Raw genomic sequence first — 25,704 nt, 5'->3', positions numbered from 1 at the left:
TCAGGCGCCGGTCCGGTGCAGCCGGACCACCGGCGCGGAGGCCTCTGGGGCGCGTGCGGCGAGTTGCCCCACCATCAGCCGGACGACGGTGACGATGTCGGGGTCGTCGACGACGTACACCTGGCGGCGGCCCTCGCGGCGGGCGCGCACCAGTCCGGCCAGCTTGAGCTTGGTGAGGTGCTGGCTGACGGCGGGCAGCGCCCCGCCGACGCGTTCCGCGAGACGGGTCACGTCGCTCTCGCCCTGGGACAGGGCCCACATGATGTGCAGCCGGGCCGACGACGCGAGCAGCCCGAAGGCGGCGGCGGCCTCGGTCAGTACCTCGGCGGACGGGTCGTCGAAGCCCTCGCGGTCTGCTACCACAGCCATCTCCCGTCCACCCGATCCATCACCACCGCGCTCGCGCCAGTCTAGGCGCCTCGCCGGGAAGCCCCCGGCGTCCACGGGACGGGCCGCCGGCGGGCTCCCTCACGACCGTACGGGCGGGGCGGGAGGGGGCCATGCCCCTCGGTGCGCGGGCGTGCGGGGGCGGTGCGCACCGCCCGCGCACGCCCGCGCACCGAGCCTCAGGCCCTCCCGGGCGGGGCCGGCACCGGTCCGTGGAACTACGCGCCGGGCCGGTGCACGCACGCACCTGCGCACCTGCGCACACGCCTGCCCGCCGGGCCCTCGGCCCGTCCGGACAGCGGCCCGCACCGGTCCGCAGAAGCGCGCCCCCGTCCGGGCACCCGGACCACTCCACACGCCCACGGCCGCGCGGCACCCGCATCCACGCCGTACCCGCACCCGTACCACCCTGCTACCGCCACTACCACTGCCACTGCCACTGCCACTGCCACTACCGCCACCGCCACCACCACCGCCACCACCGCCGCGCAAGGCACCCTTCCACCGCCCTTGTTCGGCCGACCACTCCCCCGTATCCGGCCATCCTGAGCCTGTTCCGGCCCGCAGCCGGTTCCGCCCGGGGCGCTCCGGGCAGGGGTCCCCGCGCACCCGATCCGGCCGGGCTTCCACGCCCTTTCCCACACCCGGACAGTTCCTGACATGCCATCAGTTCTGTAATCTGACTATGCGTCAGTAACTTCGCCGACGAGCAGGGAGCGGGCGGAACGATGCTTGGATCAACCCACGGCACCTTGACCACCGACCTCCGCGCCCGGGTGGTGGCCTGCGGGCAGCAGACCGGCGCGGCCGTCCACGGCTCCACCGCGGCCGAGGGCGACCTCGACGTCAGCGGCCGCCCGCTGTACGCGCCCGTACCCGATCTCGACCGCCTCTTCCGCCCCGAAGCGGTCGCCGTCGTGGGCGCCTCGGACAGCGACGGCAGGCCGGGCACCGGGATCACCCGGCAGCTGATCGCCTGGGCCGAGCGGGTCGGGGCGAGACTGCACCCGGTCCATCCGACGCGTACCGCCGTCTTCGGGCTGCCCTGTGTGCCGTCCGTCACGGCACTGCCCGAGCCCGTGGACCTCGCCGTGCTGCTCGTCGGCGATCCACTGCCCGTGATCGGGGAACTCGGTCAGGCGAAGGCCAGGTTCGCCGTGGCCTTCGCGTCCGGCTTCGCCGAGACCGGCGCGGCCGGCGCCGACGCCCAGCGGCGGCTCACCGCGGCCGTGGAGCGGTCCGGGCTGCGGCTGCTGGGCCCGAACACCAACCTCAACGCCTTCGAGCGGTTCCGCGACGATCTCGAAGGCCCCGCCATCGCGCTGATCACCCAGTCCGGCCACCAGGGGCGTCCGGTGTTCACCCTGCAGGAACTCGGCGTACGGCTCTCCCACTGGGCACCGACGGGCAACGAGGCCGACCTGGAGACCGCGGACTTCATCAGGTACTTCGCCGAGCGGCCCGAGGTCGGGGCGATCGCCTGCTACATCGAGGGCATCAAGGACGGCCGGTCGTTCCTGCTCGCCGCGGACCGGGCCGCCCGCAACCGCGTCCCCGTCGTCGCGGTCAAGGTCGGCCGCACCGAGGCCGGCGCCCGGACGGCCGCCTCGCACACCGGCAGGCTCACCGGCGCCGACGGGGTCGTGGACGCGGCGATGCGCCAGTACGGGGTGATCCGCGTCGACGGACTCGACGAACTCCAGGACACCGCCGCCCTGCTGGCCCGGGCGCGCAGGCCCACGGCCGACGGGGTCGCCGTCTACTCGATCTCCGGCGGCACGGGCGCGCACTTCGCGGACCTCGCCAGCGCGGCGGGGCTGCGGCTGCCGGAACTGTCCGCCGCCTGCCGGACCGCACTGCACCAGTGGATACCGGAGTACCTCAACGTGGCCAACCCCGTCGACAGCGGCGGGCACCCCGTCGGCGACTGGCGCGGCAGGAAGATCATCGACGCGATCCTCGCCGACCCCGCGGTCGGCGTGCTGGTCTGCCCGATCACCGGCCCCTTCCCGCCCATGAGCGACCGGCTCGCCCAGGACCTGGTGGACGCTGCCGAGACGACCGACAAGCCGGTGTGCGTGGTGTGGGGTTCGCCGGTCGGGACGGAGGAGGCGTACCGGACGACGCTGCTCGGCTCGTCCCGGGTCGCCACCTTCCGCACCTTCGGCAACTGCGTCACGGCGGTCCGGGCGTACCTCGGCCACCACCGCTTCACCACCGGCTACCGCTCCCCCTTCGACGAGGCACCCCGCACCCTCTCCCCGTCCTTCCGCAAGGCGCAGGCGCTGCTCCGCCCCGGCCACCGGCTCAGCGAGCACGGGGCGAAGCAGCTGCTGCGCGCCTACGGCATCCGGGTGCCGCGCGAACAACTGGTGACCAGCGCGGCGGCCGCGGTGCGGGCCGCGGGGCTGGTCGGCTACCCGGTGGTGATGAAGGCGTCCGCTCCGCAGCTCGCGCACAAGACGGAGCTGGGCCTGGTGAGGATCGGCCTGACCTCCGCCAGCCAGGTCCGCGACACCTACCGCGAACTGACCGACATCGCCCGGTACGAGGGCGTGGGCCTCGACGGCGTCCTGGTCTGCCAGATGGTCGAGCGCGGGGTGGAGATGGTCGTCGGGGTGGCGCAGGACGAGCTGTTCGGGCCGACGGTGACGGTGGGGCTCGGCGGAGTGCTCGTGGAGGTACTGCGCGACGTGGCAGTGCGGGTGCCCCCGTTCGGAGAGGACGAGGCCCGCTCGATGCTCGCCGAACTGCGCGGAAGCGCCCTGCTGGACGGTGTCAGGGGCGGGCCTCCGGTGGACGTGGACGCGCTCGTCGAGGTCGTCCTGCGGGTGCAGCGGATGGCGCTCGAACTCGGCGCACAGCTATCGGAGTTGGACATCAACCCCCTGATGGTCCTGCCGCGCGGGCAGGGCGCGGTGGCACTGGACGCGCTGGCGGTGTGCCGGTGAGCGAAGGGAAGCGTACCGGCGGGCGCGCACCGGTGGGGGAGGAGCAGCGGATGGCAGGGGGCTTGCTGCACCGCACGGAGAGCGGGGTCTTGTGGATCACGCTCGACCGGCCCGAGGTGCTCAACGCCGTCACCCGGGAGCAGCGCAAGCGGATCATCGCGCTGCTCGCGGGCGCCTCGGCCGATCCGGAGGTCAGGGCAGTCGTGATCACCGCGACGGGCCGGGGCTTCTGCGCCGGCGCGGATCTGCGCGCCGGGCGTCCCGAATCGGCCGGAGCCGAGGACCCCGCCCCCGGCCCGGACCCGGCCGGTGGACCGGAGCGCGTCCCCGGCGACGTGGCCCGGATGATCCGGCTCGAGGCCCAGCCGTTCATCGCCGCCGTCCTGGACTGCGAGAAGCCCGTCATCGCCGCGGTGAACGGCACGGCGGCCGGGATCGGAGCGCATCTGGCCTTCGCCTGCGACCTGGTCCTCGCCTCCGAATCCGCCCGCTTCATCGAGGTGTTCGTCCGGCGGGGGCTCGTCCCGGACGGAGGCGGGGCGTATCTGCTGCCGCGGCTGATCGGGCCGCAGCGCGCGAAGGAGCTGATGTTCTTCGGGGATGCGCTGTCCGCGGCCGACGCCCTGCGGATGGGGCTCGTCAACCGGGTCGTGGCGGCGGACGAACTGGAGAAGACCGCCCGCGCGTGGGCCGGGCGCCTGGCCCAGGGCCCGACCCGGGCCCTCGCGCTCACCAAGCACCTGGTGAACACCTCCCTCGACACCGACCGGGCCTCCGCGTTCGCGGCGGAGGCCGCCGCGGTGGAGATCGCCATGGCGACGCACGACGCTAACGAGGGAGTGGCGAGCTTCGTGGAGCGCCGGAAACCGGAGTACCGGGGGCGGTAGCCGACGCCGCCACTCGGCGCGGCTCCCGGACGGCACGGGCACGCTCCGGACGGTACGAGCGCGGTTCCAGACGGCAACATGCACGCACCGGGGCACCGCGGGCGCGTTCCGGACGGCACGGGCACGCTCCGGACGCCGCGCCCGTTCACTTCTTCGTTTTCGCCAGGCGCCGCGATGGCCGCCTCTCGGTGTTCGGTGAGGTCGTGGACGAGGTCGAGGGTCTCTCGCATCTTGCGGCCGAGCCGGTCCAGGGTGAGGACGTTGATCCGGTCGCCGGGCCGCGCGAAGCCGAGCAGTGCGGTCAGTCCCTCGCGGTCCATGTTCGCGCCGGTTCACTTGCCGACGTAGTTGTGCTCCTCGACGACGCCGGCGTCGCACATGACGTCGATCTGCCGGGCGAGGTCCTGCGCGGTGGTGCTGACGCGGCCATATGCGAGATCCATCCCCCGGCTCTCCCCTCACGTGACGTCGTGACACGGGTTCTGGCCAAGCTTTATGGCATCAGCTCCTGACACAGGGCGACCTGCGCGAACGTGATCACGTTCCGACGGCTGGCGGCCTGTGCCAGATCCATTCTTGTGACACCGGATCACGACGGCCCGGCGCGGCCTTCGCGTTCGGCGATGGCCACAGTGAGATTGCCTCGGACCGTCACCGTGATCGGATGCTCTTCACCCAGCACCCGGACGGTGTCGGCGAGGGTCTGCTCGTACAGCGGCACCGCCCGCCCCAAATCCCCCGCCGACCGGTAGGCGTAGGCGAGGTTGTTGCGGGAGGCCAGGGTATCGGGGTGGTCCTCACCCAGCACCCGCACGCGGTCAGCAAGAGTCTGCTCGTACAGCGGCACCGCCCGCCCCAAATCCCCCGCCGATGAGTAGGCGCCGGCGAGGTTGTTGCGGGAGACCAGGGTATCGGGGTGGTCCTCACCCAACACCCGGACGGTGTAGGTGAGGGCGCGTTGGAGGTATGTGGTGGCGCGGCCGGGCTGGCCCTGGTTGTCGAGGAAGAGTCCGGTTTTGTTGAGGATGTAGGCGGTGGTGGTGGTGTCGGTGTCGGGGGTGGTGTGCTCGGCGAGGCTGTCGATGTGGGGGAGGAGGGTGCGCCAGGTGGGCCAGGTGGCAGGGGTGTCGTGGGTGGGAGGCAGGGCGGTGTGCAGGCAGTGGGTGGCCTGTTGGCGGGCTTGGTCGATGAGGGTGGGGGTGCGGTGGGGGTCGTCGGGGTCGGGGATGCGGGCGAGGGCCTGGACGAGCCGGTGGACGGCGAGGGTGCCGGTGGCGAGGTCGGGGGTGATCATGCTGTAGGCGGTCAGCAGGCCGAGTTCGGCGTCGCGGGTGGGCGGGTCGGCGGGGCCGGTGTCGAGCAGGGTGGTGGGGATGTTCTCGGGGGCGTACCAGGCGAGGGTGCGTAGCAGGTCGGCGGCGTGGGGTTGGAGGGTGGTGATGCGGTCGAGGGTGATGTTCCAGATGCGGGCGATGGTGCGTTGTTCGGGGGTGGTGGCCGCGCCGTGGCGGTACATCGCCCCCGGGTGTTCGGCGAGCAGGTCGAGGTAGGCGCGGGGGGTGGTGAGCGGGTTCTGGGCGAGGTAGGCGGCGGCCTGTTCGATGGCGAGGGGGAGGTGGCCGAGTTCCTCGCACAGGTCGGCGGCGCCGTCCAGGTCCCGTCCGGGGTGCTGGGTGGTGGTGATGCGGGTGAGTAGGGCGAGGGACTCGGTCGCATCGAGGACGTCGAGGCGGACCAGTGTGGCCGCGTCGCTCCAGATGGTGGCGAGGCGGCTGGTGATCAGGAAGCGTCCGCCTCGGGCGCGGGCGGCCAGGTCGGCGATGTCGGCGGGGTCGTTGACGTTGTCCAGGACGATCAGCCAGCCGGTGTGGGTGGCCAGCCACTGCAGGCCCCACTCGGCGAGTGCCTGGTCCGGCAGGGCGGTGGCCAGGGCGGGCTGGAGGGCGGTGGCGAGGTCGGCCAGGCCCTGCTGGACGGCTGGGGGGCTGTCGGCGGTGATCCACCGGACGGGTGCGCGGCCGTGGGGGCGGGTGGCGGCCCAGTGCGCGGCCAGGGCGCTCTTGCCGATCCCGCCGAGCCCGTGGACTGCCTGGACCAGGGCTGCGCCGGGGGTGGCGAGGGCGGCATCGAGGCGGTCGAGTTCGTTGCCGCGTCCGACGAACAGGCCCGGCCGGTAGGGCAGGTCGTCCAGGCCCGCCGGGGCGTCCACCTCGGCGGGCGGCCGCAGTGCGTCGGGCGGCAGCTGCACGGTGGAGGTGCAGATGCCGGTGTTGACGAATGCGCGGTCGCTGCCGGTGACGGTGGCGTTCCCGCTGTGGAGTACCTCCTGCCACGTGCCTGCCGGGCCGGGAGGCGTGGGCGGCCGGGTGCCGCCCGTGCCCGTCGGCGCGGCCGGGGCGGCGCTCGGGCCGGGGCGGTCCTTGCGCCGTGGCCATCGGAACATGCCGTCCCCCTGGATTTCCTTGATCAGTTCTGGTGGAGGCGGGGCCGGTCTATTCGTTGACGATGCCGCTGACGGCGCTGGAGCCCGCTCCGGTGGCCTCCGCGTCCCCGGTGTGCAAGGCCCGCGCCGGGCCCGGGCGGCCCCCGCCGGTGTTCTTGATGCCGCTGGTCGCGCTGCCCCCGTCGCGGGCCACAGCCCGGCCCGTCGCGACGGCCGTGTCACCGGCCGAAGCGGCGACGAAGGACAGCAGTTCGCGCAGTTCGGCGGCGGCGCGCTCCCGTCCGGTCTCGTCGAGCTCCTCCAGCAGGGTCTCGAACCGCGCGGCCCACACGCCTTCCTGCCGCAGCCGCTGCGCGGCCACATCCGCCGGAGCATCCGGCGCCAGGACAACCCGCGCGGTCTGATCCAGGCGGTCGAGCTCGGCTGCCGCACGTGCGGTGCCGGCGCGGCCGAACATCTCCCCCACCCGGCGCCGCAAACTCGTCCACGCATCGGTGCCCGCGGCCTGGACCACCGCACCGCCGCCCGCCGCCGCCAATGCGGCCAGAGCCTCCGCCAGCACGCCCCACCCCTTCTTCGCGCCTGCGCGGGCCGGCCACCCCGCCGGACCCCGAAAATCACATAACGTATACCCAGCCACACGTCTGGTAGCCGCGCATAGTTCCCGTCCCTTCTGTCTCGGGGGACACGGAAAGGGGCGGGGCGAGTGGCGTTCACGACCGAGCAGCAGCGCCGCGGCCATGGCACGTTCACGCAGGCGCCGGACGACGGGCAGCCGGCCGGCCACCTCCGCCTGGACCGTGACGCGCGACGGCGGGCATGGCCTGCCGCGGCTCGTACCGCGTGTAGCGATGCCGTCCGCGCCGCTTGAGTCGTGGACGGTGCTCGGCGACGATGCCGCCCCGGTCGAGCCGGTTGAGCCCCACCTCGTCCATCTCATCGACATCGAGCGGTCACCGAGCACGATCAAGGCGGGCGCCCACTTCTTTTCTGACGCATCATCAGCTTCAATGGTGGGTGTGATGGGACACGCAGGAATGGCCGCGGCCGCCGTCCGCCACCTCCGCTCCATCGGCGCCGCCACGTCGACCGTACCGCTGTACGAGGCGCTGCCGCGTCCCGCGCTGCGGGCCGTCGGCCGGGACGAGCGAGCACCGGTCGACCCCGCCGAGTTCCGGCGGGTGCTGGGGCACTTCGCGAGCGGGGTGACCGTCGTCACGGCCCAGGACCAGGCGGGCGGCGGCCCGGCGGGCTTCGCCTGCCAGTCCTTCGCCTCGCTGTCGCTCGACCCGCCCCTGGTGGTGTTCACGGTCGCCCGTACGTCGACGACCTGGCCGCGCATCGCCCGCGCCGGGGTGTTCTGCGTCAACGTCCTCGGAGCGCATCAGGCCGGGCTGTGCGGCGCGTTCGCGGTCAGCGGCGCCGACAAGTTCGCGGGCGTCGCCCACACCCCCGCCCCGGTGACCGGCTCCCCCCTGCTCGCCTCCGTCCCCGCCTGGATCGACTGCACGATCAGCGCGGTGCACACCGGCGGCGACCATCTGATCGTGGTGGGGCGGGTGGAGGCCCTGGGCGCCGGGGAGGACGGCGATCCACTGCTGTTCCACCGGGGGCGCTTCAAGCACTTGGAGGCGTAACCGCGCCGCTCGGCCGCAGCCGTCAGCCGACACCGCGGGCGCGACACCAGGCCCGCCCGACCCCGCTCCGCGGAGAGGGCTGCCGTGGCGGCCGGGGGCCGTCGCCGACGCGCTCCCGGACGCCTCCCCCTCGGCTCCGGCCGGGGCTGTTCACCCCACCCGTCCTCGCCCGACGCTCACGCTCCGCCTCCGTCCGGCCGGCCGCTGCCCCGCCGGCCGGGCTGGGCTGGGCGGGCTGACGTGGCCCTCACCAGCGGCTCGCACCGTCCCCGAGGCCCCGGTCGAGGGCCGCCGTGAGCGCTGCCATCGCCCCGGCGGCCAGGGCGAAACAGCCGCAGACGAAGCTCGCGGACTCGATCCATGCGGACGGTCCGCCGAACAGCCGGGCCGAGAACCGGCACGCGGCGCCGAACGCACCCGACGCGGCGGCGAGCAGCCACGTTCCGGGGGTGAACGCGGCCCAGGCGTCACCGGCGGCCGCGGACCGCGCGATACGCAGCGCGACCCGCCCGGCGAGTGCCACGCATGCGATCGGCGAGACGACGGCCACCCCCCACAGGAACACCACGGGCAGAATCCACATACCGGCATCTTCGGAAGAGAGCACCATGCGGGCATGACCTCCCAGGCGGCGGGAAGGTTGCCCGGCCCGGCGCTCGCCGCCGCTCGCGCCGGACCCCGCCGCGCCCCCGGCCCCGGTGCCGGGGCCGGGGCCGGGGCCGGTCCCGCGTCTCCTCGCGGCTCGTCGCGTCGCCTCACGTCTCCTCGCGGCTCGTCGCGTCGCCTCAGAACGTCAGCACCGCACGCGCAACCCGGCCGTGTTCCGCGTCCGCGGCCGCCTCGGCGAAGTCCTCGACCGGGTACGTCCTGGTGACCAGTTCGTCCAGTAGCAGCCGGCCCTCCTCGTACAGCCGGGCGTACAGCGCGATGTCGTGTTGCGGACGCGCGGATCCGTAGCGGCAGCCGAGTACGGCCTTGTCCAGGAACATCGACGCGGGCAGGAAGGCGGCCTCCGCGGTCGGGGCCGGCACCCCGAGGAGGACCGCCTGGCCGCGGCGGTCCAGCAGGTCGATCGCGCGGCGCACCAGTGCCGGGTGCCCGACGCACTCGAAGACGTGCTGCGCCCCGTGCGGCAGCACCTCCCGTACCGCGTCCGCGGAGGTGAGGAAGTGCGTCGCACCGAACAGCCGGGCCGCGGCCGCCTTGGCGGGGTTGGTGTCGACGGCGACGATCGCCGCAGCGCCCGCGAGGCGGGCCCCCTGGAGCACGTTCAGCCCGACACCGCCCGCTCCGAGGACCACGACCGTGTCGCCGAGGGCCACCCGGGCGCGGTTGAGCACGGCCCCGACCCCGGTGAGCACCCCGCAGCCGATGAGCGCCGCGGACGGGAACGGAACACGGTCGGGAATCCGCACCGCCTGGACGGCCCTGACCACGGTGCGCTGCGCGAACGCCGAGGTGGCGGCGAACTGGTGCACCGGCTTCCCGGCGCGGGTGAAGGGCCGCCCCGGCCTGCCGATGGACGCCGGGCACATCGTCGGGCGCCCGCGGCCGCACTGCGCGCAGGCCCCGCAGCTCGCGAGGGTCGACAGCGACACACGGTCGCCCGGCCCGACATGGGTGACATCCGCGCCGACGGTCTCGACGACACCTGCGCCCTCGTGCCCCAGCACCACGGGCACGGGGAACGGAATGGTGCCGTCAAGCACCGACAGATCGCTGTGGCACAGTCCGGCGGCCATGACGCGGACCAGCACCTCACCCGGGCCCGGCTCGCGTATCCCGAGGTCGTCGGCGACCTCGGCCCGTCGGCCGTCGAAGACGACACCTCTCACCGCGGCTCCCTGGGTAGGCCGAGCACCCGCTCGGCGATGACGTTGCGCTGGATCTCGTCCGAGCCGCCGTAGATCGTGTCGGCACGGCTGAACAGGAACATCCGCTGGAGCGAGTCCAGTTCGTACGACGGCGTCCAGGGCCCCGGGCCGGCCGCGGCGGCCGCGCCCCGCACCTGCACGGCCAGTTCGCCGAGCCGCCGGTGCCAGCCGCCCCACAGCAGTTTCGCGACGCTCGGCGCGCCCGGGTCTCCGGTGCCGCCGAGGGTGCGCAGCGCGTTCCAGCGCATGGTGCGCAGTTCGGCCCACTGGTGGATCAGCCGGTCCCGGAGCACGGGGTCGTCGCCGAGTGCGCCACCGGCGGACGCGGCGCGGACGACCCGCCCCAGCTCCTCCTCGAAGCCGATCTGCTGGGCGAGCGTGGAGACCCCGCGTTCCAGGGCGAGCAGATCCATCGCCACCCGCCAGCCGTTCCCCTCGCCACCGACCGTCCCGACGGCCTCGGCGCCGTCGAGGAAGACCTCGTTGAACTCGCTGGTACCGGACATCTGCCTGATGGGCCGGACCTCGATCCGTCCCGGCTGGTCCATCGGCACGAGCAGGAACGACAGCCCCCGGTGGCGGGTGGAGCCAGGCTCGGTACGGGCCAGCACGAAGCACCAGTGGGCCTCGCGGGCCAGCGAGGTCCAGATCTTCTGACCGGTGACCCGGTAGCGGTGGCCGTCGGCGACGGCCGTGGTGCGCAGGGACGCCAGATCGGAACCGGCGCCGGGTTCGCTGTAGCCCTGGCACCAGAACTCCTCGCCGCGGGCGATGCCCGGCAGATGGCGGGCCTGCTGCTCCTTGCCGCCGTGGGCGATCAGGGTGGGGGCGAGCAGGTTCTCACCGATGTGGCCGAGCCGGGCGGGGGCGCGGGCGCGGGCGTACTCCTCGGCCCAGACGACCTGCTGGGTGAGGGTGGCCCGGCGGTTGCCGTGGTCGGCGTCCCAGCCGAGGCCGATCCAGCCGGCGGCACCGAGCTCCCGCTCCCAGGCGAGCCGGAGGGGGGTGGCCCCGGTCTCTCCTGCCCCTCCTGCGGCCCCTGCCCCTCCTGCGGCTTCTACGGCTCCTGCGGCTCCTGCGGCTTCTACGGCCTCTTCCGTTCCGGCAGTGGCTCCCCCCGCTCCAACGGCTGCCCCCGCTCCAGCGAACGCGCCGGTGAGACGGTCCTCCAGCCAGCTGCGGGCCTCGTGCCGGAAGGCGGTGTCGTCGGGGCCGAAGGCGAAGTCCATGGCCGCCCCCCGGTCAGCGGTTGGGGCGGTCGCCCGAGGCGGCCGCCCTCGCCATGGCGTCGAGGCGGGCGAGCATCGGCATCGGATCGGTGCCGACCGTCCCCGGGAGGAAGTCCGCGATCCGCTCCGGGGTCCAGGTCCCGTCGGCGTACGCGGCCCGCAGCTCGCGGGGCTGGGCCCAGACGGCGATCTTGGGGCCGGCGACCGTGTAGACCTGTCCGGTGATGCCCTCCGCGCGGGCCCGCTCGGACAGCAGGTAGACGACGAGCGCCGCCACGTCCTCCGGCTCCCCGATCTCCTTCAGCTCCACGGGGACGTTGGCCGACATACGGGTTCTGGCGACGGGTGCGACCGCGTTGGCGGTCACGCCGTACTTGTGCAGCCCCAGTGCCGCGCTGCGCACCAGCGAGATGACGCCGCCCTTGGCCGCGGCGTAGTTGGCCTGCGCGACCGAGCCCTGGTGGTTGCCGCTGGTGAAGCCGACGAGGGTGCCGCTCCCCTGTCGGCGCATGACCGCGGAGGCCGCCCGGAAGACGGTGAACGTGCCCTTGAGATGGGTGGCGACGACCGGGTCCCACTCCTCCTCGGTCATGTTGAAGAGCATGCGCTCGCGGAGGATGCCGGCGACGCACACTGCTCCGTCGAGGCGCCCGAACCGGGCGAGCGCGGTGTCGACGACCCGCTGCCCGCCCGCCATCGCGGAGATGTCGTCGGCGACGGCGACCGCCTCCCCGCCCGCTGCCTCGATCTCCGCGGCCACCGCCCGGGCGACCTCCGAGGCCGGTTCCGCGCCGTCGACCGAGACGCCGTGGTCGTTGACGACGACCCCGGCCCCCTCGGCGGCGCACGCGAGGGCCACCGCGCGGCCGATGCCGCGTCCGGCGCCGGTCACCGCGACGGCTTTGCCTGCCAGGAAGTTCCCCACGTCCGGCCCCTTCCAGTTTTCTGACGGGTCGTTAGATTCTATGGTCCGTCGGACACATGAGCACAAGCCCCGGGGAGACACCGATGCCGCTGCCCGAGCAGTTCCACGAGATGGCCGAGCGGGTGAACAACTGGGGCCGCTGGGGCGCCGACGACGAGATCGGGACGCTGAACCTGATCACGCCCGAGGTGGTGCGGGAGGCGGCCGGGGCGGTGCGCACCGGCCGGCGCGTACCGCTCGCCCTGCCGCTGCGGCAGGACGGCGTCCAGACCGGCATCATCCCGGGCAGGGTGAACCCGCTGCACACCATGGTGCAGATCAACCAGGAGCTGTTCGGGCCGGGTACGGTCGCGACCAGTGACGACACCGTGACGATGGGGCTCCAGGCCGCCACCCACTGGGACGCGCTCACCCATGTCTCGCACTCCGGCAGGATCTGGAACGGCCGCCCCGCCGACGGCATCACCGCCCACGAGGGGGCCCGCTTCAGCGGCATCGGGACCGTCCGCTCCCTGGTCTCGCGCGGGGTGCTGCTGGACGTGGCACGCGCCAGGGGCGTGGACCGGCTGCCCGGCGGCCACGCCGTCACCCCGGAAGACCTCACCGAGGCGGAGGAGTTCGGCCGGGTACGGGTGCGCTCGGGCGATGTCGTACTCGTCAGGACCGGCCAGATCCGGGCGTACCTCGGCGGCGACCGGCACGCCTACGCCCACCCCTCACCCGGACTCTCGGTCCGCGCGCCCGAGTGGTTCCACGCCCGCGACACCGCAGCGGTCGCGAACGACACCCTCACCTTCGAGGTCTTCCCGCCCGAGATCGAGGGCCTCTGGCTGCCCGTGCACGCGCTGGACCTGGTGGAGATGGGCATGCTGCAGGGCCAGAACTGGGACCTGGAGGAACTCTCCGCGGTCTGCGCCGAGGAACGGCGGTACGCCTTCCTGCTGTCGGCCACCCCCGAGCCGTTCGCCGGCGGCACGGGGGCGCCCGTGGCACCCGTGGCGGTGCTCTGAACCGGCACCGCACCGGGGGTTCGCCCCCGGGCGGTCAGGCGGTGTACGCCCCCGGCGTCAATCCGGAGGGCGAGGGGACGGCCGGGGCGACGGGGCCCGCCGGCGACGGCGACGGATGGGGCGCCGCACAGCGGTCCACCTCGCACCAGATGCTCTTGCCCGCCCCCTCGTGCTTCCAGCCCCAGCGGTCGGCCAGCCCGTCGACGAGCTCCAGACCGCGGCCGCCGGTGTCGTCACCGGCCGCCCGGCGCGGCTGCGGCGGCCGCGCGCACCCGTCGGCCACCTCGACCCGCACCATGCCCGCCTCCGCAGCGCCGGGACCGAACAGCATCCGCAGCACGGCCGGACAGCCCGTGTGGACCACCGCGTTGGTGACCAGTTCGGAGATGAGCAGCACCAGCGTCTCGGCCAGCGGCTCGTCATCCCCTATGCCCGACCCGGCGAGCCGGGAACGGGCCCATCTCCTGGCCCGCCCCACATCCGCGGGATCCGGCCCGACTTCCAACTGAACCTGAAGCACCTGCACCGCTCACACCATCCGAACCGGCGGACACATCGCCTCGCGCCTCACAGCTGTCACGGAACGTGATTTACCTGCGACACAGCATGGTTGACGTACAGTCACCGCAACAAGCGCTTCGGGCATATTCCAGCGCGAAGGAGTACCCGTGGTGCATACTGTGCGGCGCACCCTGCGAAGGGTCGAACATCCTGTGCGAGCGGCGCGTTTCTCCCGGCCGGACCTGTCCGATTCCGGCCGGAGCATCGGGATCACCGCTCCGGGGCAGTACGCGTCTCGCACCCCACGGAGGGTACCCGAGGGCGGGCCCGACTCCGGGCCGTCACGGCCCGCGCGAAGGACACAACCCGATATCGACGCAGAGTGACGGCCGCGCCTCGCCGCCCGGTTCTCCGCCGGCCCGCCCGAACAGCCTCCCGAACGCCCTCCCGCCGACTTCCGGCCAAGGGCCACGCCATCGCCCACGCCATCGCCCGCGCCCGCACCCGCACCCACACCCACACCCACGCCGACGTCCCACCGAACGCCCGCCGAACGCCCGCCAACGCCCTGCCGGTCCCGTGCCGGCTCACCATCGGCACCCCATCGGCACCCGCCTGAATCCCCGGCAGGACGCCGGCCGCACAGAAGCCCCCGGCCCCCCGGCGGCGCCCCCTCGGCAGCCGGCCGGCCTCCGAGAGCGGCCGGGCCCAGGAGAACGGCCGCGCCGGCAGAGCGGCCGCGCCCGGAGAACGCCGGCCCCAGCAGAGCGGTGCCTGGCTCAGAGAGCGGCCGCCAGCACCTCCTCCGACCGCGCGGCCGGCTGCCCCAGTTCGGCACGGACCCAGGCCCGCTTCAGATGCAGATGCACCTCCGCCTCCCAGGTGAAGCCCATGCCGCCGTGCACCTGAAGGCAGTCCCCTGCGCCCTGCACCGCGGCCTCGTCGGCGAGGAGCTTGGCCCCCGCGATCTCCACGGGGTCGGCGGTCACGGCGGCCGCGTACACGGCCGCGCGGGCCAGTTCGGTGCGTACCAGCATCCCCGCGCACAGGTGCTTGACCGCCTGGAAGGCGCCGATGGGCCGGCCGAACTGCTCGCGTTCCTTCGCGTACCGGACGGCGGTGGCGAGGGTGCGCCCCGCGGAGCCCAGCTGCTCGGCTGCCGTCAGCAGCACGGCCGACGGCGGCACGGCCTGCGGCTCGGGCCCGCCCGGGGGCCCGGACGCCACCCGGTGCAGGGGGGTGAGCGGATCGACGGACCGTACGGGTACGGCGCCCGAGGCGTCCCCGAGCACCACGTCGGCCTCCTCCAGCCAGGGCACCAGCCCCCCGTCGACCCGGGTGACGACGGCGGTCCCGTCCGCCGCACCCGGTACGGACCCCGCGGCGAGGTGCGTGGCCACGAGCGGCCCCGGCAGCAGCACCCGTCCGGCCTCCTCGAAGACCAGCGCGGCCTCCGGCAGTCCGAGCCCCGCGCCGCCCTCCGCCTCCGGCAGCCGCAGCGAGAAGAACCCGGCCCGGCCCAGCTCCCGCCACAGCGCCCGGTCGATCCGCGCCCCCCGCGCGCGGAGCGCGTCCCGCCCGCAGCGGGCCTCCAGCAGCTCCCGGACCCCGCGGCGCAGGGCCCGCTGGTCCTCGGTCGGCCGAAAGCGCACTGCCCTCACCGCTCCTTCGGCAGGCCGAGGATCCGCTCGGCGACGATGTTCCGCTGGATCTGCGAGGTGCCCGCGGCGATGGTGTACGACAGCGACGACAGCCGGTCGATCGTCCACCCGCGGGACAGGTCGAGCGCGTCCGGGCCGAGTACCGCGGCGGCCGTGTCGTAGAGCTCCCGGCGCGCCTCGGAGTAGCGGAGCTTGAAGACCGAGCCGCCGGCGCCGGGGACGCCGCCGGTCGCCTCGGCCTCGGCGACGTTGAACTGGACGAGCCGCCACAGGGCGCGGAACTCCGCGTTCAGCCTGCCCAGCCGGCGGCGCAGGACGGTGTCGTCCCAGCGGCCGTTCTCCCGTGCGGTGCGCGCCAGCGCGGCGAGGGTGCGGCGGCAGGCGACGACCTCGCCGGCGAAGGCGGTGCCGCGTTCGAAGGACAGGGTCACCATGGTGACCCGCCAGCCGTCGTTCTCCTCCCCCACCCGGTTGGCGGCCGGTACCCGTACCTCGTCGAGGAACACCTCGGCGAACTCCGTGGAGCCGGCGAGGGTGCGCAGCGGCCGGACGGTGACGCCGGGCGCGTCCATCGGCATCGCCAGCCAGCTGATGCCGCGGTGGCGGGGCGCCTCGGGGTCGGTGCGCACCAGCAGTTCGCACCAGTCGGCGATCTCGGCGTGCGAGGTCCAGACCTTGGCGCCGGTCACCACATAGGCGTCGCCGTCCCGGACGGCCCTGGTCCGCAGGGAGGCGAGGTCGGAGCCGGCGTCCGGCTCGCTGAAGCCCTGGCACCAGATCTCGTCGCCGCGCAGGATGGGTGGCAGCCAGCGGGCGCGCTGCTCGGGCGTGCCCTCGGCGGCGATGGTGGGGCCGGCGTGGAGCAGCCCGACGAAGTTGGCGCCGACATAGGGGGCGCCGGCCTCCTCGGTCTCCTCCAGGAAGATCAGCCGCCGGGTCGGGGACGCGTCCCAGTGGACGCCGGCGTACCCGGCGTCGTACAGGGCCCGCTGCCAGGCGCGGTCGTGGGCGCGGCGGGCCGGCCAGTCGCCGGGCGGGGGCCGGGGCGGGAGTGCGGGCAGGGCGGTGCTCAGCCAGTGGCGCAGCCCGGCCCTGAAGGCCTCCTCCTCCTCGGTGCAGGCGAGGTCCACTAGGCGTCCAGGCCCAGGCCGAGCATGCGGATGGCGTTGCCGCGCATCAGCTTGTGGACGGTCTCGTCGTCGAGGTCCTTCACATGGTCCAGGGCGACTTCCCGGGTGTGCGGGAAGGTCGAGTCGACGTGCGGGTAGTCCGTCTCGAAGGTGGCGTTGTCGCGTCCCACCACGTCCAGCGAGGCGACGCCGTGCTTGTCGCGGAAGAAGCAGCAGAAGATCTGCCGGTAGTAGTACGTGGACGGCGGCTCGGGGACCAGGTCGCGCACCCCGCCCCAGGCCCGGTGCTCCCGCCACACGTCGTCCGCGCGCTCCAGCGCGTAGGGGATCCAGCCCATCTGGCCCTCGCTGTAGGCGAGCCTGAGCGCGGGGAACCTCACCAGCACGCCGCTGAAGAGGAAGTCAGCCATGGACGCCATGGCGTTGTTGAAGGACAGCGACGCCTGGACGGCGGGGGGCGCGTCGGGCGAGGCCGCGGGCATCTGCGAGGACGAGCCGATGTGCATGTTGACGACCGTCCCGGTCTCCTGGCAGACGGCGAAGAACGGGTCCCAGTAGCCGGTGTGGATCGACGGCAGCCCCAGGTGGCTGGGGATCTCCGAGAAGGTCACGGCCCGCACGCCGCGCGCCGCGTTGCGCCGGACCTCGGCCACCGCGAGTCCGATGTCCCACAGCGGGATGAGGCACAGGGGGATGAGCCGGCCGGCGCTGTCCCCGCACCACTCCTCCACCATCCAGTCGTTGTAGGCGCGGACGCAGGCGAGCGCGACCTCCTTGTCGTGGGCCTCGGCGAAGGTCTGGCCGCAGAAGCGGGGGAAGGTGGGGAAGCACAGGGACGCCTCGACGTGGTTGAGGTCCATGTCCTCGAGCCGGGCCTTGGGGTCCCAGCAGCCGCGGCGCATCTCGGCGCGGGTGATCCCCTCCAGGGTCATGGCGTCGCGGTCGAAGCCGACGGCGGCGATGTTGCGCTTGTACGGGAACCGCAGGTCCTCGTAGACCCACCAGTCTGCGGGAGGCCCGTCGGGGTCCATCGTGATGCGGTACTTCCCGCCGATGTAGGCCAGTTCGCCGATACCGGTGGTGAGGGGCCGGGGTCCGCGGTCCCGGTACCTGGCCGGCAGCCAGGTCTCGAAGAGGTGCGCGGGCTCGATCACATGGTCGTCGACGCTGATGATCCGAGGCAGTTCCCGTTCCATCGGGCCCCTCCGTTCCCCACTTATCTGACGGATCGTCAGTTAGCAGGCTAGCCCCGCACCCCTGGACCGGCAAGGCGGCGAACCCTAGGCTTGGCCGTTACCTGACGTTGCGTCAGGTGACGGGCCGGAGCCCGGTGGAGAGGCCGTCGGGGCTCCGTCACCTCGCCGTTCGCCCGGCGGGAAGGGGACGGCCTTGACCGACACCGCACACTCCCTGGACGGCTCCCGCACCCTCTGGGAGCTCATCGAGCGCCGCGCCCGGCTCACCCCCGGCCGCACCGCCCTGATCCAGGACGAACGCGCCCTCACCTTCGGCGAACTGCGCGCCTCCTGCGAACGGGTCGCCGCCGGGCTGTACGCGCGCGGCGTCCGCCCCGGCACGGTCGTGGCCTGGCAGCTGCCCACCCGCATCGAGACCGTCCTGCTGACCGGGGCACTCGCCAGGCTCGGCGCCGTGCAGTCCCCGGTGATCCCCTTCTACCGGGACCGGGAGGTCCGCTTCGCCCTCGACGCCTGCGCGGCCCAGTACTTCGCGGTGCCGGGCGTCTGGCGCGGCTTCGACCACACGGCGATGGCCCGGCGGATCGGCGCCCGCGGGATCTTCGGTGCGTACCGGGACCTCCCCGACGGCGACCCCGCCGCCCTGCCCCCGCCGCCCGCCGACGGCACCGGGGTGCGCTGGATCTACTGGACCTCCGGCACCACCTCCGACCCCAAAGGCGTCCTGCACACCGACCGCTCCCTGATCGCGGGCGGCTCCTGCCTCGCCCACGCGCTGCGACTGACGCCGGACGACATCGGCTCCATCGCCTTCCCGTTCGCCCACATCGGCGGTGCGGACTACCTGGTGATGCTGATGCTGTACGGCTTCCCGGCCGTGCTCTTCGAGACGTTCGCCCTCCCGGAGGCGCTCGACACCTACCGCAGGCACAAGGTCACCACCGCCGGCGGATCCACGGCCTTCTACGCCATGCTGCTCGCCGAGCAGCGCCGGCGACCCGGCGAACCGGTCGTCCCCACCCTCCGGCTCCTCGCCGGCGGAGGCGCCCCCAAACCCCCCGAGCTCTACCACGCCGTCGTCCGCGAGATGGGCGTGCAGCTCACCCACGGCTACGGCATGACCGAGGCCCCGATGATCACCATGGGTTCGCCGGACGACCGCCCGGAGGACCTGGCCACGACCGAAGGACGGCCTCCCGAGGGCATGGAGATACGGATCGTCGACGGCGAGGTGCGGCTGCGCGGCGAGGCGGTCTGCCGGGGCTATCTGGACCCCGGGCACACCGCCGCGGCGTTCGACGCCGACGGTTTCCTCCGCACCGGGGACCTGGGGCATCTCACCGGCTCCGGCCATCTCGTCCTGACCGGGCGCCGCAAGGACGTCATCATCCGCAAGGGCGAGAACATCTCCGCCAGGGAGATCGAGGACCTGCTCCACGAACACCCCGGCATCGGCGCGGCCGCCGTGATCGGACTGCCGGACGCGGAACGCGGCGAACGGGTCTGCGCCGTGGTCGAACAGCCGCAGGGCGCCCGACCGTTGACTCTGGGCGAGGTCGCCGGGCACCTGCGGAGCGCGGGGCTCGCCGTGCACAAGATCCCCGAGCAGCTGGAGGTCGTGGACGCGCTGCCCCGCAACGACACACTGCGCAAGGTGCTCAAGTACCGGCTGCGCGAGCGGTTCACTGGGGCGGACACGGCATAGGGGACGGGAACGGCATCCCCGAGGCGTGGACGACCACCCCCGAGACGAACGGCGCGACATGAGCCTGAGCATCCGCAACCAGCTGCCCGGCACCGTGATGGCGGTCTCCGCAGGTCCCGCCATGGCGGCGGTGAGGATCCGCCTCGACAGCGGCGAGGAGATCACCTCGGCCGTGACCGCCGACGCCGTCACCGAGCTCGGCATCTTCCCCGGCGGGGCGGTCAGCGCCCTGGTGAAGGCCAGCGAGGTGGCACTCGCCACCTCGCGCGTGAAGGGCCTCAGCATCCGCAACCAGCTGCCCGGCACGGTCGTGTCGGTGACGCCGGGTACGGCGATGGCCGCCGTCCGGCTGAGGCTGGACGGCGGCCAGGACCTGACCGCGGCGGTCACCGAGGAGGCACGGGAGGAACTCGGGCTGGCGGTCGGCGGCTCCGCGGTCGCCCTGGTCAAGGCGACGGCGATCTCGCTCTCCACCGACTGACTCCCCGGCCGGCCCCGCAGGCCGGTCCCGTCGAGGGATCCCGTCGAGCGGTCCCGCGGCCGGTCCCTTCAACCGGCCCGCACCGGACCGGACCGGCGCGCTGACGACGGCCGGAGCCGGACCGTCAGAGCCGGACCACCGGCCGCACCGGACCGGCGCGCCCACGACGGCCGGAGCCGCACCGTCAGAACCGGACCACCGGCCGCACCGGACCGGCGCGCCCACGACGGCCGGAGCCGCACCGTCAGAACCGGACCACCGGCCGCACCGGACCGGCGCGCCCACGACGGCCGGAGCCGCACCGTCAGAGCCGGGACAGCGAGGCCGCGGCGAACAGGACCTCCCGGACAGCCTCACGGTCCCCCTCCTGACCGGCCGCCGCGTCCGCCGGTGGCACATGGCCCGCGACCAGCTGGCAGAACTCCACGGCATCGAGGGCGATCTGGGCGACCGCGTGGTCCGGGTCGCCGACCGCGGCGGGCGAGTCCAGCGAGATGTACCAGTGGCCGCCGCCGGCGCCCTCCACCTCCAGATGCAGCGAGCGGCCCGGCGAGCCCGCCGTCACCAGACCGCGGGCCGGGGAGGCGAGCCCCGCCCGGCGCCGGGCGGCCAGCGCCGCGGGCAGCAGCCGGGCCGCCAGGTCGATCATGTGGTGCAGATGCGCACCGGCCGGTGGATCGTACGGGTAGTCCACCGCGGCGGCGATGTCGTCCGCGTGCACCCAGCACTCGAAGGCGCGGTCAAGCATCGCGTCCTGCAGCGGCAGCGCGAAGTCCCCGTACGGTACGTACAGCCGCTCCACCCCGCGCCCGGCGAACGACACCGTCCGCACCAGCGCATGGCTCTGCTCCCGCCACGGCACCCGCACCGAACGCGTCGCCGGGCGCTCGCCCGATTCCCACAGCAGCTCGGTGCGCTCGGTCGGGGAGGCCGGCGCGTCGGGGCCGGCCGGGTCCCCGAGCCCCAGGGCCGAGGCCACCAGTCCGTCCGTGGACATCAGATGGCCGATCACCCCGGCGACCGTGGCCTTGCGGCTCACCTTCTCCTCGCCGTCGAACCACCTCAGCCGCACCGGCGCGTGCCACTCCGCGTCGCCGATGTCCCTCAGCAGGGCGTCGAGACGGGCCGTCTCCGCGTCGTACGCACCGGCCCAGGCCGGCACGGGGATCCGCGCGGGCCTGCGGCCCAGGCAGTTCTCCAGCACCCGGGAGCGCAGCAGCGGATCGAGGTCGAGATCGCGGTCGGTGTGCAGCAGCCCCACGGCGTCCCGCAGCCGGAGCCCCTCGTCGGCGCAGGACGCGCAGCCGGTGAGGTGCTCCTCCACGGCCGCGGTCTCCTCGGGCGAGCACGCGGCCAACGCCCATGCGCCGAGGAGGGACTTGAGTAGGCGGTGGGGCGGCGGCTCAGACGCAGGAGCGGCAGCGGCAGCCGGCTCCGCCTCCGATGCCCGAGGAGCGGGCAACGCCTCCGGTAGCAGAGGGGCCGGCTCCGCCTCCGGTGCCCGAGGAGCCGACTGCACGTCCGGCGGCGGAGGGGCCGGCTCCGCCTGCGGCGCCTCAGGAGCGGGCTCCGCGTCCGGCGGCGGAGGCAGTACGTCGGGCGGCGAGAGGTCGTCCCCCGCCGCACGCGGCCCCGGTATGCGCGGCACCGCGCCCGGCAGGTCCTCGGGACCGCCATGGCCGCGGCCGCCGTCGAGTGGCCCGCTCACGAGCGCTGTTCCGGTTCAGGCGGCGGAGAACCGTCCAGGGCGGGTGCGCCGGCCGTCGCCAGCAGCTGGAGGCCGAGCCGCAGTCTGCGGCGGGCCTCGTCCTCGGTCACCCCGAGGTCGGCGGCGGTCTGCCGGTAGTCCCTGCGCTGGTGGTACGCCAGTTCCAGGGCGGCCCGCAGCGGCGCGGGCATCGATGTCACGATGTAGTCCGCGCGTGCGGCCACCGCGGCGCGGCGCACCCTCTGCTCCAGGTCGTCCGCGCCGCCACCGGTCTCCGCGGTGGCCGCACGCTCCTGCTCCCGCAGCCGGTGGACGGCCTGGCCGTGTGTGAGGCGCGCCACCCAGGAACGCATGGAGCCCTGTCTGGGGTCGTACGCGTCCGGGTTCTCCCACACGTAACCGAACACCTCTCGGGTCACCTGGTCGGCGGCCGCGTCGTCGTCGAGCACCCAATGGGCCTGGCTGTGGACGAGCGAGGCGAACCGGTCGTACAGCTCGCCCAGGGCGGCTGCCTCGCCCCGCGCGAGCCGCTGCTGCATCCTGCGGTCCCAGCGGGGTGGTGCGTGCTTGCCCATCCGGCGGCCCCCAAGCCTGTGTTCGGTCCCCGTCGCCCTGCGCTCGTCCTGTCGTCCACTCGAATGTAATGCGACGCGGCCGGAACGCACGTCCCTTTATGGCAACTGCGCACCCGCGAAGACCACACGTGGTAGAGGGTTTCGCCGCGGCGCGGCAGGGCAGCAGCGCGGGAAGGGACCGACGACGTCCGGATGGGAACCCGTGTGACGAAAGAGACGCGCCTGACGCTCGAAGTGGAACGGACCGAACAGACCCCATGGACCATACTGCACATTCGGGGCGAACTGGACCTGGTCAGCTCCCCCGAGATCCGGCGGCATGTGCACGATGCCGTGGCCGTCGGGCGCCGCCATCTCGTACTGGACCTGTCCGGTGTGGTCTTCTGCGACTCCAGCGGCGTGGGCGTGCTGATCGCCGCACGCCGGCTGCTGCACTCCTGCCGCGGGCGGCTGAGGCTGATCCTGCCCGCCCGCGGAGCGGTCGAGGGCTCGCATGTGAACCGGGTGCTCGCCGCCCTCGGAGTGCGCCGGCTGTTCGAGGTGTACGAGGACGTGCCGGCCGCCACCGACGGCGAGACGCGGCCGCTGTCCGCGTAACAGGACGCAAGGACCGCTCCGACGCCGTACGCTCCCCGCATGGACAGCGCAGAATACGAGCGCAAGATCGCCCACCGCTTCGCCGGGTTCGACCAGGACGGCAACGGCTACATCGATCGCGCGGACTTCAGCAAAGCGGCCGCGGCGCTCCTCGCCGAGTTCGGCACGACAGCACGCTCCGACAAGGGGCAGGCCCTGTACTCGGGCGCTGAGGCGTTCTGGCAGGGCATGGCGGGCATCGCCGACGTCGACGGCGACCAGCGGGTCTCGCGACAGGAATTCATCACGGGCGCGGCGAAGCGCCTGCGTGACAACCCCCGCCGTTTCGCCGAGATCGCCCGGCCGTTCCTGCACGCGGTGGTCGCCATCGCCGACGAGGACGGAGGCGGGGTCACCCGGGCCGGCGCCGAGCGGGTGCTCCGCGCCCTGGGCGTCGAACCCGGCGACTGCACCGCGGTGGCCGCCGCGCTGGACTCGGACGGGGACGACCGGATCGACGAGGAGCGGATCCTCGAGGCGTTCGCCGCGTACTACGTGACCTCGGAGCCGGACGGCCCCTGAGTCCCAGGCCGGCCGAACCGCCGAACCGACCGGCCATCGGACCGGCCAGACCACCGGACCGGCCAGACCACCGGCCAGACCACCGGACCGGCCATCGGACCGGCCGGTCCGGCCCGTCGGGCGGTCCGGCCGCGGTCAGGCCATGGGCGCCTGCGACATCGTCCCGCCCACGTCGACGAAGCCGGGCCGCTCGGCGACCAGACGGCCGTCCCTGACGACCTGGAAGGTCACGTTGGGGTTCACGATCCGGGGAAAGCCCGGTACACCCAGCATGTCCTCGAAGCGCCAGCGCAGCCCGGGCGTCAACCCGCCGGTGTCGACGCCGACCCCGGTGTCGAGCGCATGGGAGAGCGCACCCGGCGTGATGGTGTCGCGGTCGAGCGCCTCGATCACCTTCGTCAGCACCGTGTACGCGATCCAGGTCGTCTGAACCCCCGCGTCCGCCGGGTCGATCCGGTCGTCGCCGAACGCATGGTCCTTGATCACCTGCCGCATCTCACCCCAGCGCGCGTCCCCCGCGTCCGGGTACCAGCCGGTCATGTACGCCCCCTCGAAGAGCCCGCCCGCCCCGCCCGTGCGGTCGATCAACGGCTGACCGACGGAGCTCAGGACGGAGGAGATGCGCACGTCCGCAGCGTCCTCCCCCGGAAGCCGGCGGAAGGAGTCGAAGAAGTTCGCCGTGCGCTCGCCCAGCACGGCCGTGACGCAGCCCTTCTCGTCGCCGGCCGCGTCCCGGGCCCGCGCTGCCTCCTCCAGGTACTCGGTGGCATCCTCCGCGGCCTTGACGTCGACGGAGGGACGCCCGTTCCCCTCGGCCAGCCCGGTGTTCAGCAGCACCGGCAGCTCGTCACCGGCCACGGTGTCGGGCCGCACCAGCGACACCCTCCGGCAGCTGTCCGCGAGCTGCCGGCCGTTGCCGGCGAGGAGCGCCGCCTGGCCTCCGTTGACGGGGTAGGAGAGATAGCTGGTGAACTCCTCCTCGGAGACCCCGTAGCCGCCGATGTACGGGATGCCCGCGGCCTCGAGCGGCGCCATGAACGCCCGGCCGTTCTGACTGTAGGAGCCGACGACCGCGACCGCGCCCTCGGCGACCGCACGCCTGGCGCACGCCGCAGCGCCCGACGTCGTGTTGTGCTCGTTGCAGGTGAGCACGCGCAGCTCGTGGCCGTCGGCACCGCCCTTCGCGTTGACGGACGAGGCGTACGCCTGGGCTATGGCGGGCATTCCGGGCATGTTCGTGGCACGGGTCCCCTCGGGTGCGAAGGTCATCACGGTCACCGGCTCCCGGATACCCGCCGAGCCGCCGGGCACCACCCCGCACCCGGCGAGGGGAGCGCCGGCGGCCGCGGTGCACAGGGCGAGGGCGGTCGCGGCCCTGAGGGGGCGGGGGAAGGAGAAGCGTCGCCTACCGGTCATACCCCTGCACCATTCCGCCCCACGGGTAACGCCGACGTGGCGGAGGTTCAACACAGGGTGACATCAAGGTGAATTACGGGGGCCCCGGATCACCCGACTGCGGAGAACGTACGATCGGGACCGCGCGAGCTTCGATACCGACCGTCCGCGGAGCTCGCCGGGATGCTCTGGAGGTGAACCGTCGATGGACTCTTCCCGCCGCGGCCGTCGCTCCACCACCATGGGCGACATGCCGCTCAACGACCTGCCCTGGTGGCGCTGGCGTGCCAACGTGCGCTCGGCGCTGCACATGTTCTCCGATCCCGTCTTCCAGCAGGAGACCTGGCTGGCCGGCCGCGAGGGGTACGGCGACGTCACCGACGCCGTCTACCGCCTCGTCGAGGACACCTGGCTGGACAACTGGTCCGCCGAGAAGTACGTCGGAACGATCTTCCGGGACTCCGGAGAGGCCGCGCTCGTCGACGTGGCCGTGCTGCGGGTGCTGCGGATCATGCACCAGGTCGGCGCGGACGCTCCGGTCTCGGCGTACCTGGAGCACCCCGCCTGGACCGACGCCGTGCAGGCCGCCCGGGACGCCCATGTACGGCTGGCGGCGAACGACGGGGACGACCCCGACGCACCGCCCCGCACCCTGGAAGTGCTGCGGATCATGACCCGTACCGCCTGACGGACGCGGATCGGCGTCGGCGCGGCGCTCCCGCGGCCTGCTGCGGCCCGCCCGCCGGGACCGCACCGCGCACGGCGGACCGCCCGAGGACGGCGCGGACCACGGCGCTCTGTCCGACATGCGGGGACCGCCGGGCCCCGGGCCGAGCACGGAGGTCCGCCTG

The 25,704-nt window shown here is 73.7% G+C and carries 23 protein-coding genes and 1 pseudogene; 9 read left to right on the top strand and 15 right to left on the bottom strand.

Annotated elements, in window-relative coordinates; all coding sequences use genetic code 11:
* Entirely contained in the window at positions 1-369 is a 369-nt protein-coding gene (locus SCWH03_RS15000; RefSeq protein WP_173264727.1) for an ArsR/SmtB family transcription factor, read from the bottom strand.
* A 746-nt stretch (positions 370-1,115) separates the two neighbouring features.
* Here SCWH03_RS15000 and SCWH03_RS14995 point away from each other — a divergent pair.
* The gene (locus SCWH03_RS14995; RefSeq protein WP_173264726.1) at positions 1,116-3,338 is read left to right on the top strand and encodes an acetate--CoA ligase family protein; all 2,223 of its coding nucleotides are present in this window, start codon (positions 1,116-1,118) and stop codon (positions 3,336-3,338) included.
* Between the two features lie 50 nt (positions 3,339-3,388).
* Entirely contained in the window at positions 3,389-4,225 is an 837-nt protein-coding gene (locus SCWH03_RS14990) for an enoyl-CoA hydratase/isomerase family protein (RefSeq protein ID WP_173264725.1), read from the top strand.
* A gap of 200 nt (positions 4,226-4,425) precedes the next feature.
* Here the strand turns inward: SCWH03_RS14990 and SCWH03_RS29890 are convergent.
* From SCWH03_RS29890 to SCWH03_RS14975, 3 genes and pseudogenes are all read right to left on the bottom strand, one after another.
* Positions 4,426-4,545, bottom strand: a pseudogene (locus SCWH03_RS29890) (recombinase family protein); the annotation flags it as partial.
* A 269-nt stretch (positions 4,546-4,814) separates the two neighbouring features.
* Positions 4,815-6,668 (bottom strand): tetratricopeptide repeat protein, encoded by a 1,854-nt coding sequence (locus SCWH03_RS29630; protein WP_173264724.1) that lies wholly within the window; start codon positions 6,666-6,668, stop codon positions 4,815-4,817.
* A 49-nt stretch (positions 6,669-6,717) separates the two neighbouring features.
* Positions 6,718-7,230 carry a hypothetical protein gene (locus SCWH03_RS14975; RefSeq protein ID WP_173264723.1) on the bottom strand — a complete coding sequence of 171 codons (513 nt, stop codon included), beginning with the start codon at positions 7,228-7,230 and terminating at the stop codon, positions 6,718-6,720.
* A gap of 475 nt (positions 7,231-7,705) precedes the next feature.
* Here SCWH03_RS14975 and SCWH03_RS14965 point away from each other — a divergent pair, with 475 nt between their 5' ends.
* A complete protein-coding gene (locus SCWH03_RS14965) occupies positions 7,706-8,305 on the top strand; it encodes a flavin reductase family protein (RefSeq protein ID WP_173264753.1) in 600 nt (199 codons plus the stop codon).
* A 247-nt stretch (positions 8,306-8,552) separates the two neighbouring features.
* On the opposite strand, the gene SCWH03_RS14960 is transcribed toward SCWH03_RS14965, so the two are convergent.
* The 4 genes from SCWH03_RS14960 to SCWH03_RS14945 form a co-directional block, all read right to left on the bottom strand.
* Positions 8,553-8,888, bottom strand: coding sequence for a hypothetical protein (locus tag SCWH03_RS14960; RefSeq protein ID WP_173264722.1), 336 nt, complete (start codon positions 8,886-8,888; stop codon positions 8,553-8,555).
* A gap of 202 nt (positions 8,889-9,090) precedes the next feature.
* A complete protein-coding gene (locus SCWH03_RS14955) occupies positions 9,091-10,140 on the bottom strand; it encodes an alcohol dehydrogenase catalytic domain-containing protein (RefSeq protein ID WP_173264721.1) in 1,050 nt (349 codons plus the stop codon).
* Positions 10,137-11,408 carry an acyl-CoA dehydrogenase family protein gene (locus tag SCWH03_RS14950; protein WP_173264720.1) on the bottom strand — a complete coding sequence of 424 codons (1,272 nt, stop codon included), beginning with the start codon at positions 11,406-11,408 and terminating at the stop codon, positions 10,137-10,139. The genes SCWH03_RS14955 and SCWH03_RS14950 overlap by 4 nt, the downstream gene beginning before the upstream one ends.
* A 13-nt stretch (positions 11,409-11,421) precedes the next feature.
* The gene (locus SCWH03_RS14945; protein ID WP_173264719.1) at positions 11,422-12,333 is read right to left on the bottom strand and encodes an SDR family oxidoreductase; all 912 of its coding nucleotides are present in this window, start codon (positions 12,331-12,333) and stop codon (positions 11,422-11,424) included.
* 83 nt (positions 12,334-12,416) lie between these two features.
* Here SCWH03_RS14945 and SCWH03_RS14940 point away from each other — a divergent pair, with 83 nt between their 5' ends.
* Positions 12,417-13,343, top strand: coding sequence for a cyclase family protein (locus SCWH03_RS14940; protein WP_173264752.1), 927 nt, complete (start codon positions 12,417-12,419; stop codon positions 13,341-13,343).
* A 34-nt stretch (positions 13,344-13,377) separates the two neighbouring features.
* Here SCWH03_RS14940 and SCWH03_RS14935 read toward each other — a convergent pair whose 3' ends face one another.
* The 4 genes from SCWH03_RS14935 to SCWH03_RS14915 all read right to left on the bottom strand — a co-directional run bounded on the left by SCWH03_RS14935 (position 13,378) and on the right by SCWH03_RS14915 (position 17,831).
* Positions 13,378-13,869: an ATP-binding protein gene (locus SCWH03_RS14935; RefSeq protein ID WP_173264718.1), complete on the bottom strand. Its 492-nt coding sequence runs from the start codon at positions 13,867-13,869 to the stop codon at positions 13,378-13,380.
* Between the two features lie 754 nt (positions 13,870-14,623).
* A complete protein-coding gene (locus SCWH03_RS14925; protein ID WP_173264717.1) occupies positions 14,624-15,496 on the bottom strand; it encodes an acyl-CoA dehydrogenase family protein in 873 nt (290 codons plus the stop codon).
* 5 nt (positions 15,497-15,501) lie between these two features.
* Complete coding sequence (locus SCWH03_RS14920) at positions 15,502-16,635, bottom strand: acyl-CoA dehydrogenase family protein (protein ID WP_173264716.1); 1,134 nt, start codon at positions 16,633-16,635, stop codon at positions 15,502-15,504.
* Positions 16,635-17,831: an amidohydrolase family protein gene (locus SCWH03_RS14915; RefSeq protein WP_173264715.1), complete on the bottom strand. Its 1,197-nt coding sequence runs from the start codon at positions 17,829-17,831 to the stop codon at positions 16,635-16,637. Before SCWH03_RS14915 ends, SCWH03_RS14920 begins: the two co-directional genes overlap by 1 nt.
* 193 nt (positions 17,832-18,024) lie before the next feature.
* On the opposite strand from SCWH03_RS14915, the gene SCWH03_RS14910 reads away from it, so the two are divergent.
* Both SCWH03_RS14910 and SCWH03_RS14905 read left to right on the top strand, forming a co-directional pair.
* Positions 18,025-19,536: a class I adenylate-forming enzyme family protein gene (locus tag SCWH03_RS14910; protein WP_173264714.1), complete on the top strand. Its 1,512-nt coding sequence runs from the start codon at positions 18,025-18,027 to the stop codon at positions 19,534-19,536.
* A 58-nt stretch (positions 19,537-19,594) separates the two neighbouring features.
* Positions 19,595-20,017: a TOBE domain-containing protein gene (locus SCWH03_RS14905; protein ID WP_173264751.1), complete on the top strand. Its 423-nt coding sequence runs from the start codon at positions 19,595-19,597 to the stop codon at positions 20,015-20,017.
* Between the two features lie 304 nt (positions 20,018-20,321).
* Here SCWH03_RS14905 and SCWH03_RS14900 read toward each other — a convergent pair whose 3' ends face one another.
* Both SCWH03_RS14900 and SCWH03_RS14895 read right to left on the bottom strand, forming a co-directional pair.
* Positions 20,322-21,725, bottom strand: coding sequence for a maleylpyruvate isomerase N-terminal domain-containing protein (locus SCWH03_RS14900; protein ID WP_173264713.1), 1,404 nt, complete (start codon positions 21,723-21,725; stop codon positions 20,322-20,324).
* Entirely contained in the window at positions 21,722-22,300 is a 579-nt protein-coding gene (locus SCWH03_RS14895; RefSeq protein ID WP_173264712.1) for a sigma-70 family RNA polymerase sigma factor, read from the bottom strand. Before SCWH03_RS14895 ends, SCWH03_RS14900 begins: the two co-directional genes overlap by 4 nt.
* A 222-nt stretch (positions 22,301-22,522) precedes the next feature.
* Between SCWH03_RS14895 and SCWH03_RS14890 the strand changes: the two genes are divergently transcribed.
* Positions 22,523-22,897, top strand: a complete 375-nt coding sequence (locus SCWH03_RS14890; RefSeq protein WP_173264750.1) for an STAS domain-containing protein — start codon at positions 22,523-22,525, stop codon at positions 22,895-22,897.
* 39 nt (positions 22,898-22,936) lie between these two features.
* On the top strand, positions 22,937-23,458 hold the full coding sequence (locus tag SCWH03_RS14885) for an EF-hand domain-containing protein (RefSeq protein ID WP_173264711.1): 522 nt from the start codon (positions 22,937-22,939) through the stop codon (positions 23,456-23,458).
* A gap of 135 nt (positions 23,459-23,593) precedes the next feature.
* Here the strand turns inward: SCWH03_RS14885 and SCWH03_RS14880 are convergent, their stop codons facing one another.
* Complete coding sequence (locus SCWH03_RS14880) at positions 23,594-24,874, bottom strand: ABC transporter substrate-binding protein (RefSeq protein ID WP_173264710.1); 1,281 nt, start codon at positions 24,872-24,874, stop codon at positions 23,594-23,596.
* Positions 24,875-25,058: 184 nt separating this feature from the next.
* Here SCWH03_RS14880 and SCWH03_RS14875 point away from each other — a divergent pair, with 184 nt between their 5' ends.
* Complete coding sequence (locus SCWH03_RS14875) at positions 25,059-25,541, top strand: SCO4402 family protein (protein WP_173264709.1); 483 nt, start codon at positions 25,059-25,061, stop codon at positions 25,539-25,541.
* The last annotated feature ends 163 nt before the right edge of the window (positions 25,542-25,704 follow it).

Origin of the sequence: Streptomyces pacificus (genome assembly GCF_011766325.1) — a bacterium.
In the GTDB taxonomy this organism is placed as follows: Bacteria; Actinomycetota; Actinomycetes; order Streptomycetales; family Streptomycetaceae; genus Streptomyces; species Streptomyces pacificus.
The sequence above is the reverse complement of the archived record's forward strand: the minus strand, read 5'-3'. Positions and strand labels throughout refer to the sequence as shown.

Excerpts from the sequence above, each read along its gene's own strand:
- SCWH03_RS15000 (WP_173264727.1), bottom strand. The coding sequence starts at position 369 with ATGGCTGTGGTAGCAGACCGCGAGGGCTTCGACGACCCGTCCGCCGAG.
- SCWH03_RS14995 (WP_173264726.1), top strand. The coding sequence starts at position 1,116 with ATGCTTGGATCAACCCACGGCACCTTGACCACCGACCTCCGCGCCCGG.
- SCWH03_RS14990 (WP_173264725.1), top strand. The coding sequence starts at position 3,389 with ATGGCAGGGGGCTTGCTGCACCGCACGGAGAGCGGGGTCTTGTGGATC.
- SCWH03_RS29630 (WP_173264724.1), bottom strand. The coding sequence starts at position 6,668 with ATGTTCCGATGGCCACGGCGCAAGGACCGCCCCGGCCCGAGCGCCGCC.
- SCWH03_RS14965 (WP_173264753.1), top strand. The coding sequence starts at position 7,706 with ATGGCCGCGGCCGCCGTCCGCCACCTCCGCTCCATCGGCGCCGCCACG.
- SCWH03_RS14960 (WP_173264722.1), bottom strand. The coding sequence starts at position 8,888 with ATGTGGATTCTGCCCGTGGTGTTCCTGTGGGGGGTGGCCGTCGTCTCG.
- SCWH03_RS14950 (WP_173264720.1), bottom strand. The coding sequence starts at position 11,408 with ATGGACTTCGCCTTCGGCCCCGACGACACCGCCTTCCGGCACGAGGCC.
- SCWH03_RS14940 (WP_173264752.1), top strand. The coding sequence starts at position 12,417 with ATGCCGCTGCCCGAGCAGTTCCACGAGATGGCCGAGCGGGTGAACAAC.
- SCWH03_RS14915 (WP_173264715.1), bottom strand. The coding sequence starts at position 17,831 with ATGGAACGGGAACTGCCTCGGATCATCAGCGTCGACGACCATGTGATC.
- SCWH03_RS14905 (WP_173264751.1), top strand. The coding sequence starts at position 19,595 with ATGAGCCTGAGCATCCGCAACCAGCTGCCCGGCACCGTGATGGCGGTC.
- SCWH03_RS14895 (WP_173264712.1), bottom strand. The coding sequence starts at position 22,300 with ATGGGCAAGCACGCACCACCCCGCTGGGACCGCAGGATGCAGCAGCGG.
- SCWH03_RS14885 (WP_173264711.1), top strand. The coding sequence starts at position 22,937 with ATGGACAGCGCAGAATACGAGCGCAAGATCGCCCACCGCTTCGCCGGG.
- SCWH03_RS14880 (WP_173264710.1), bottom strand. The coding sequence starts at position 24,874 with ATGACCGGTAGGCGACGCTTCTCCTTCCCCCGCCCCCTCAGGGCCGCG.
- SCWH03_RS14875 (WP_173264709.1), top strand. The coding sequence starts at position 25,059 with ATGGACTCTTCCCGCCGCGGCCGTCGCTCCACCACCATGGGCGACATG.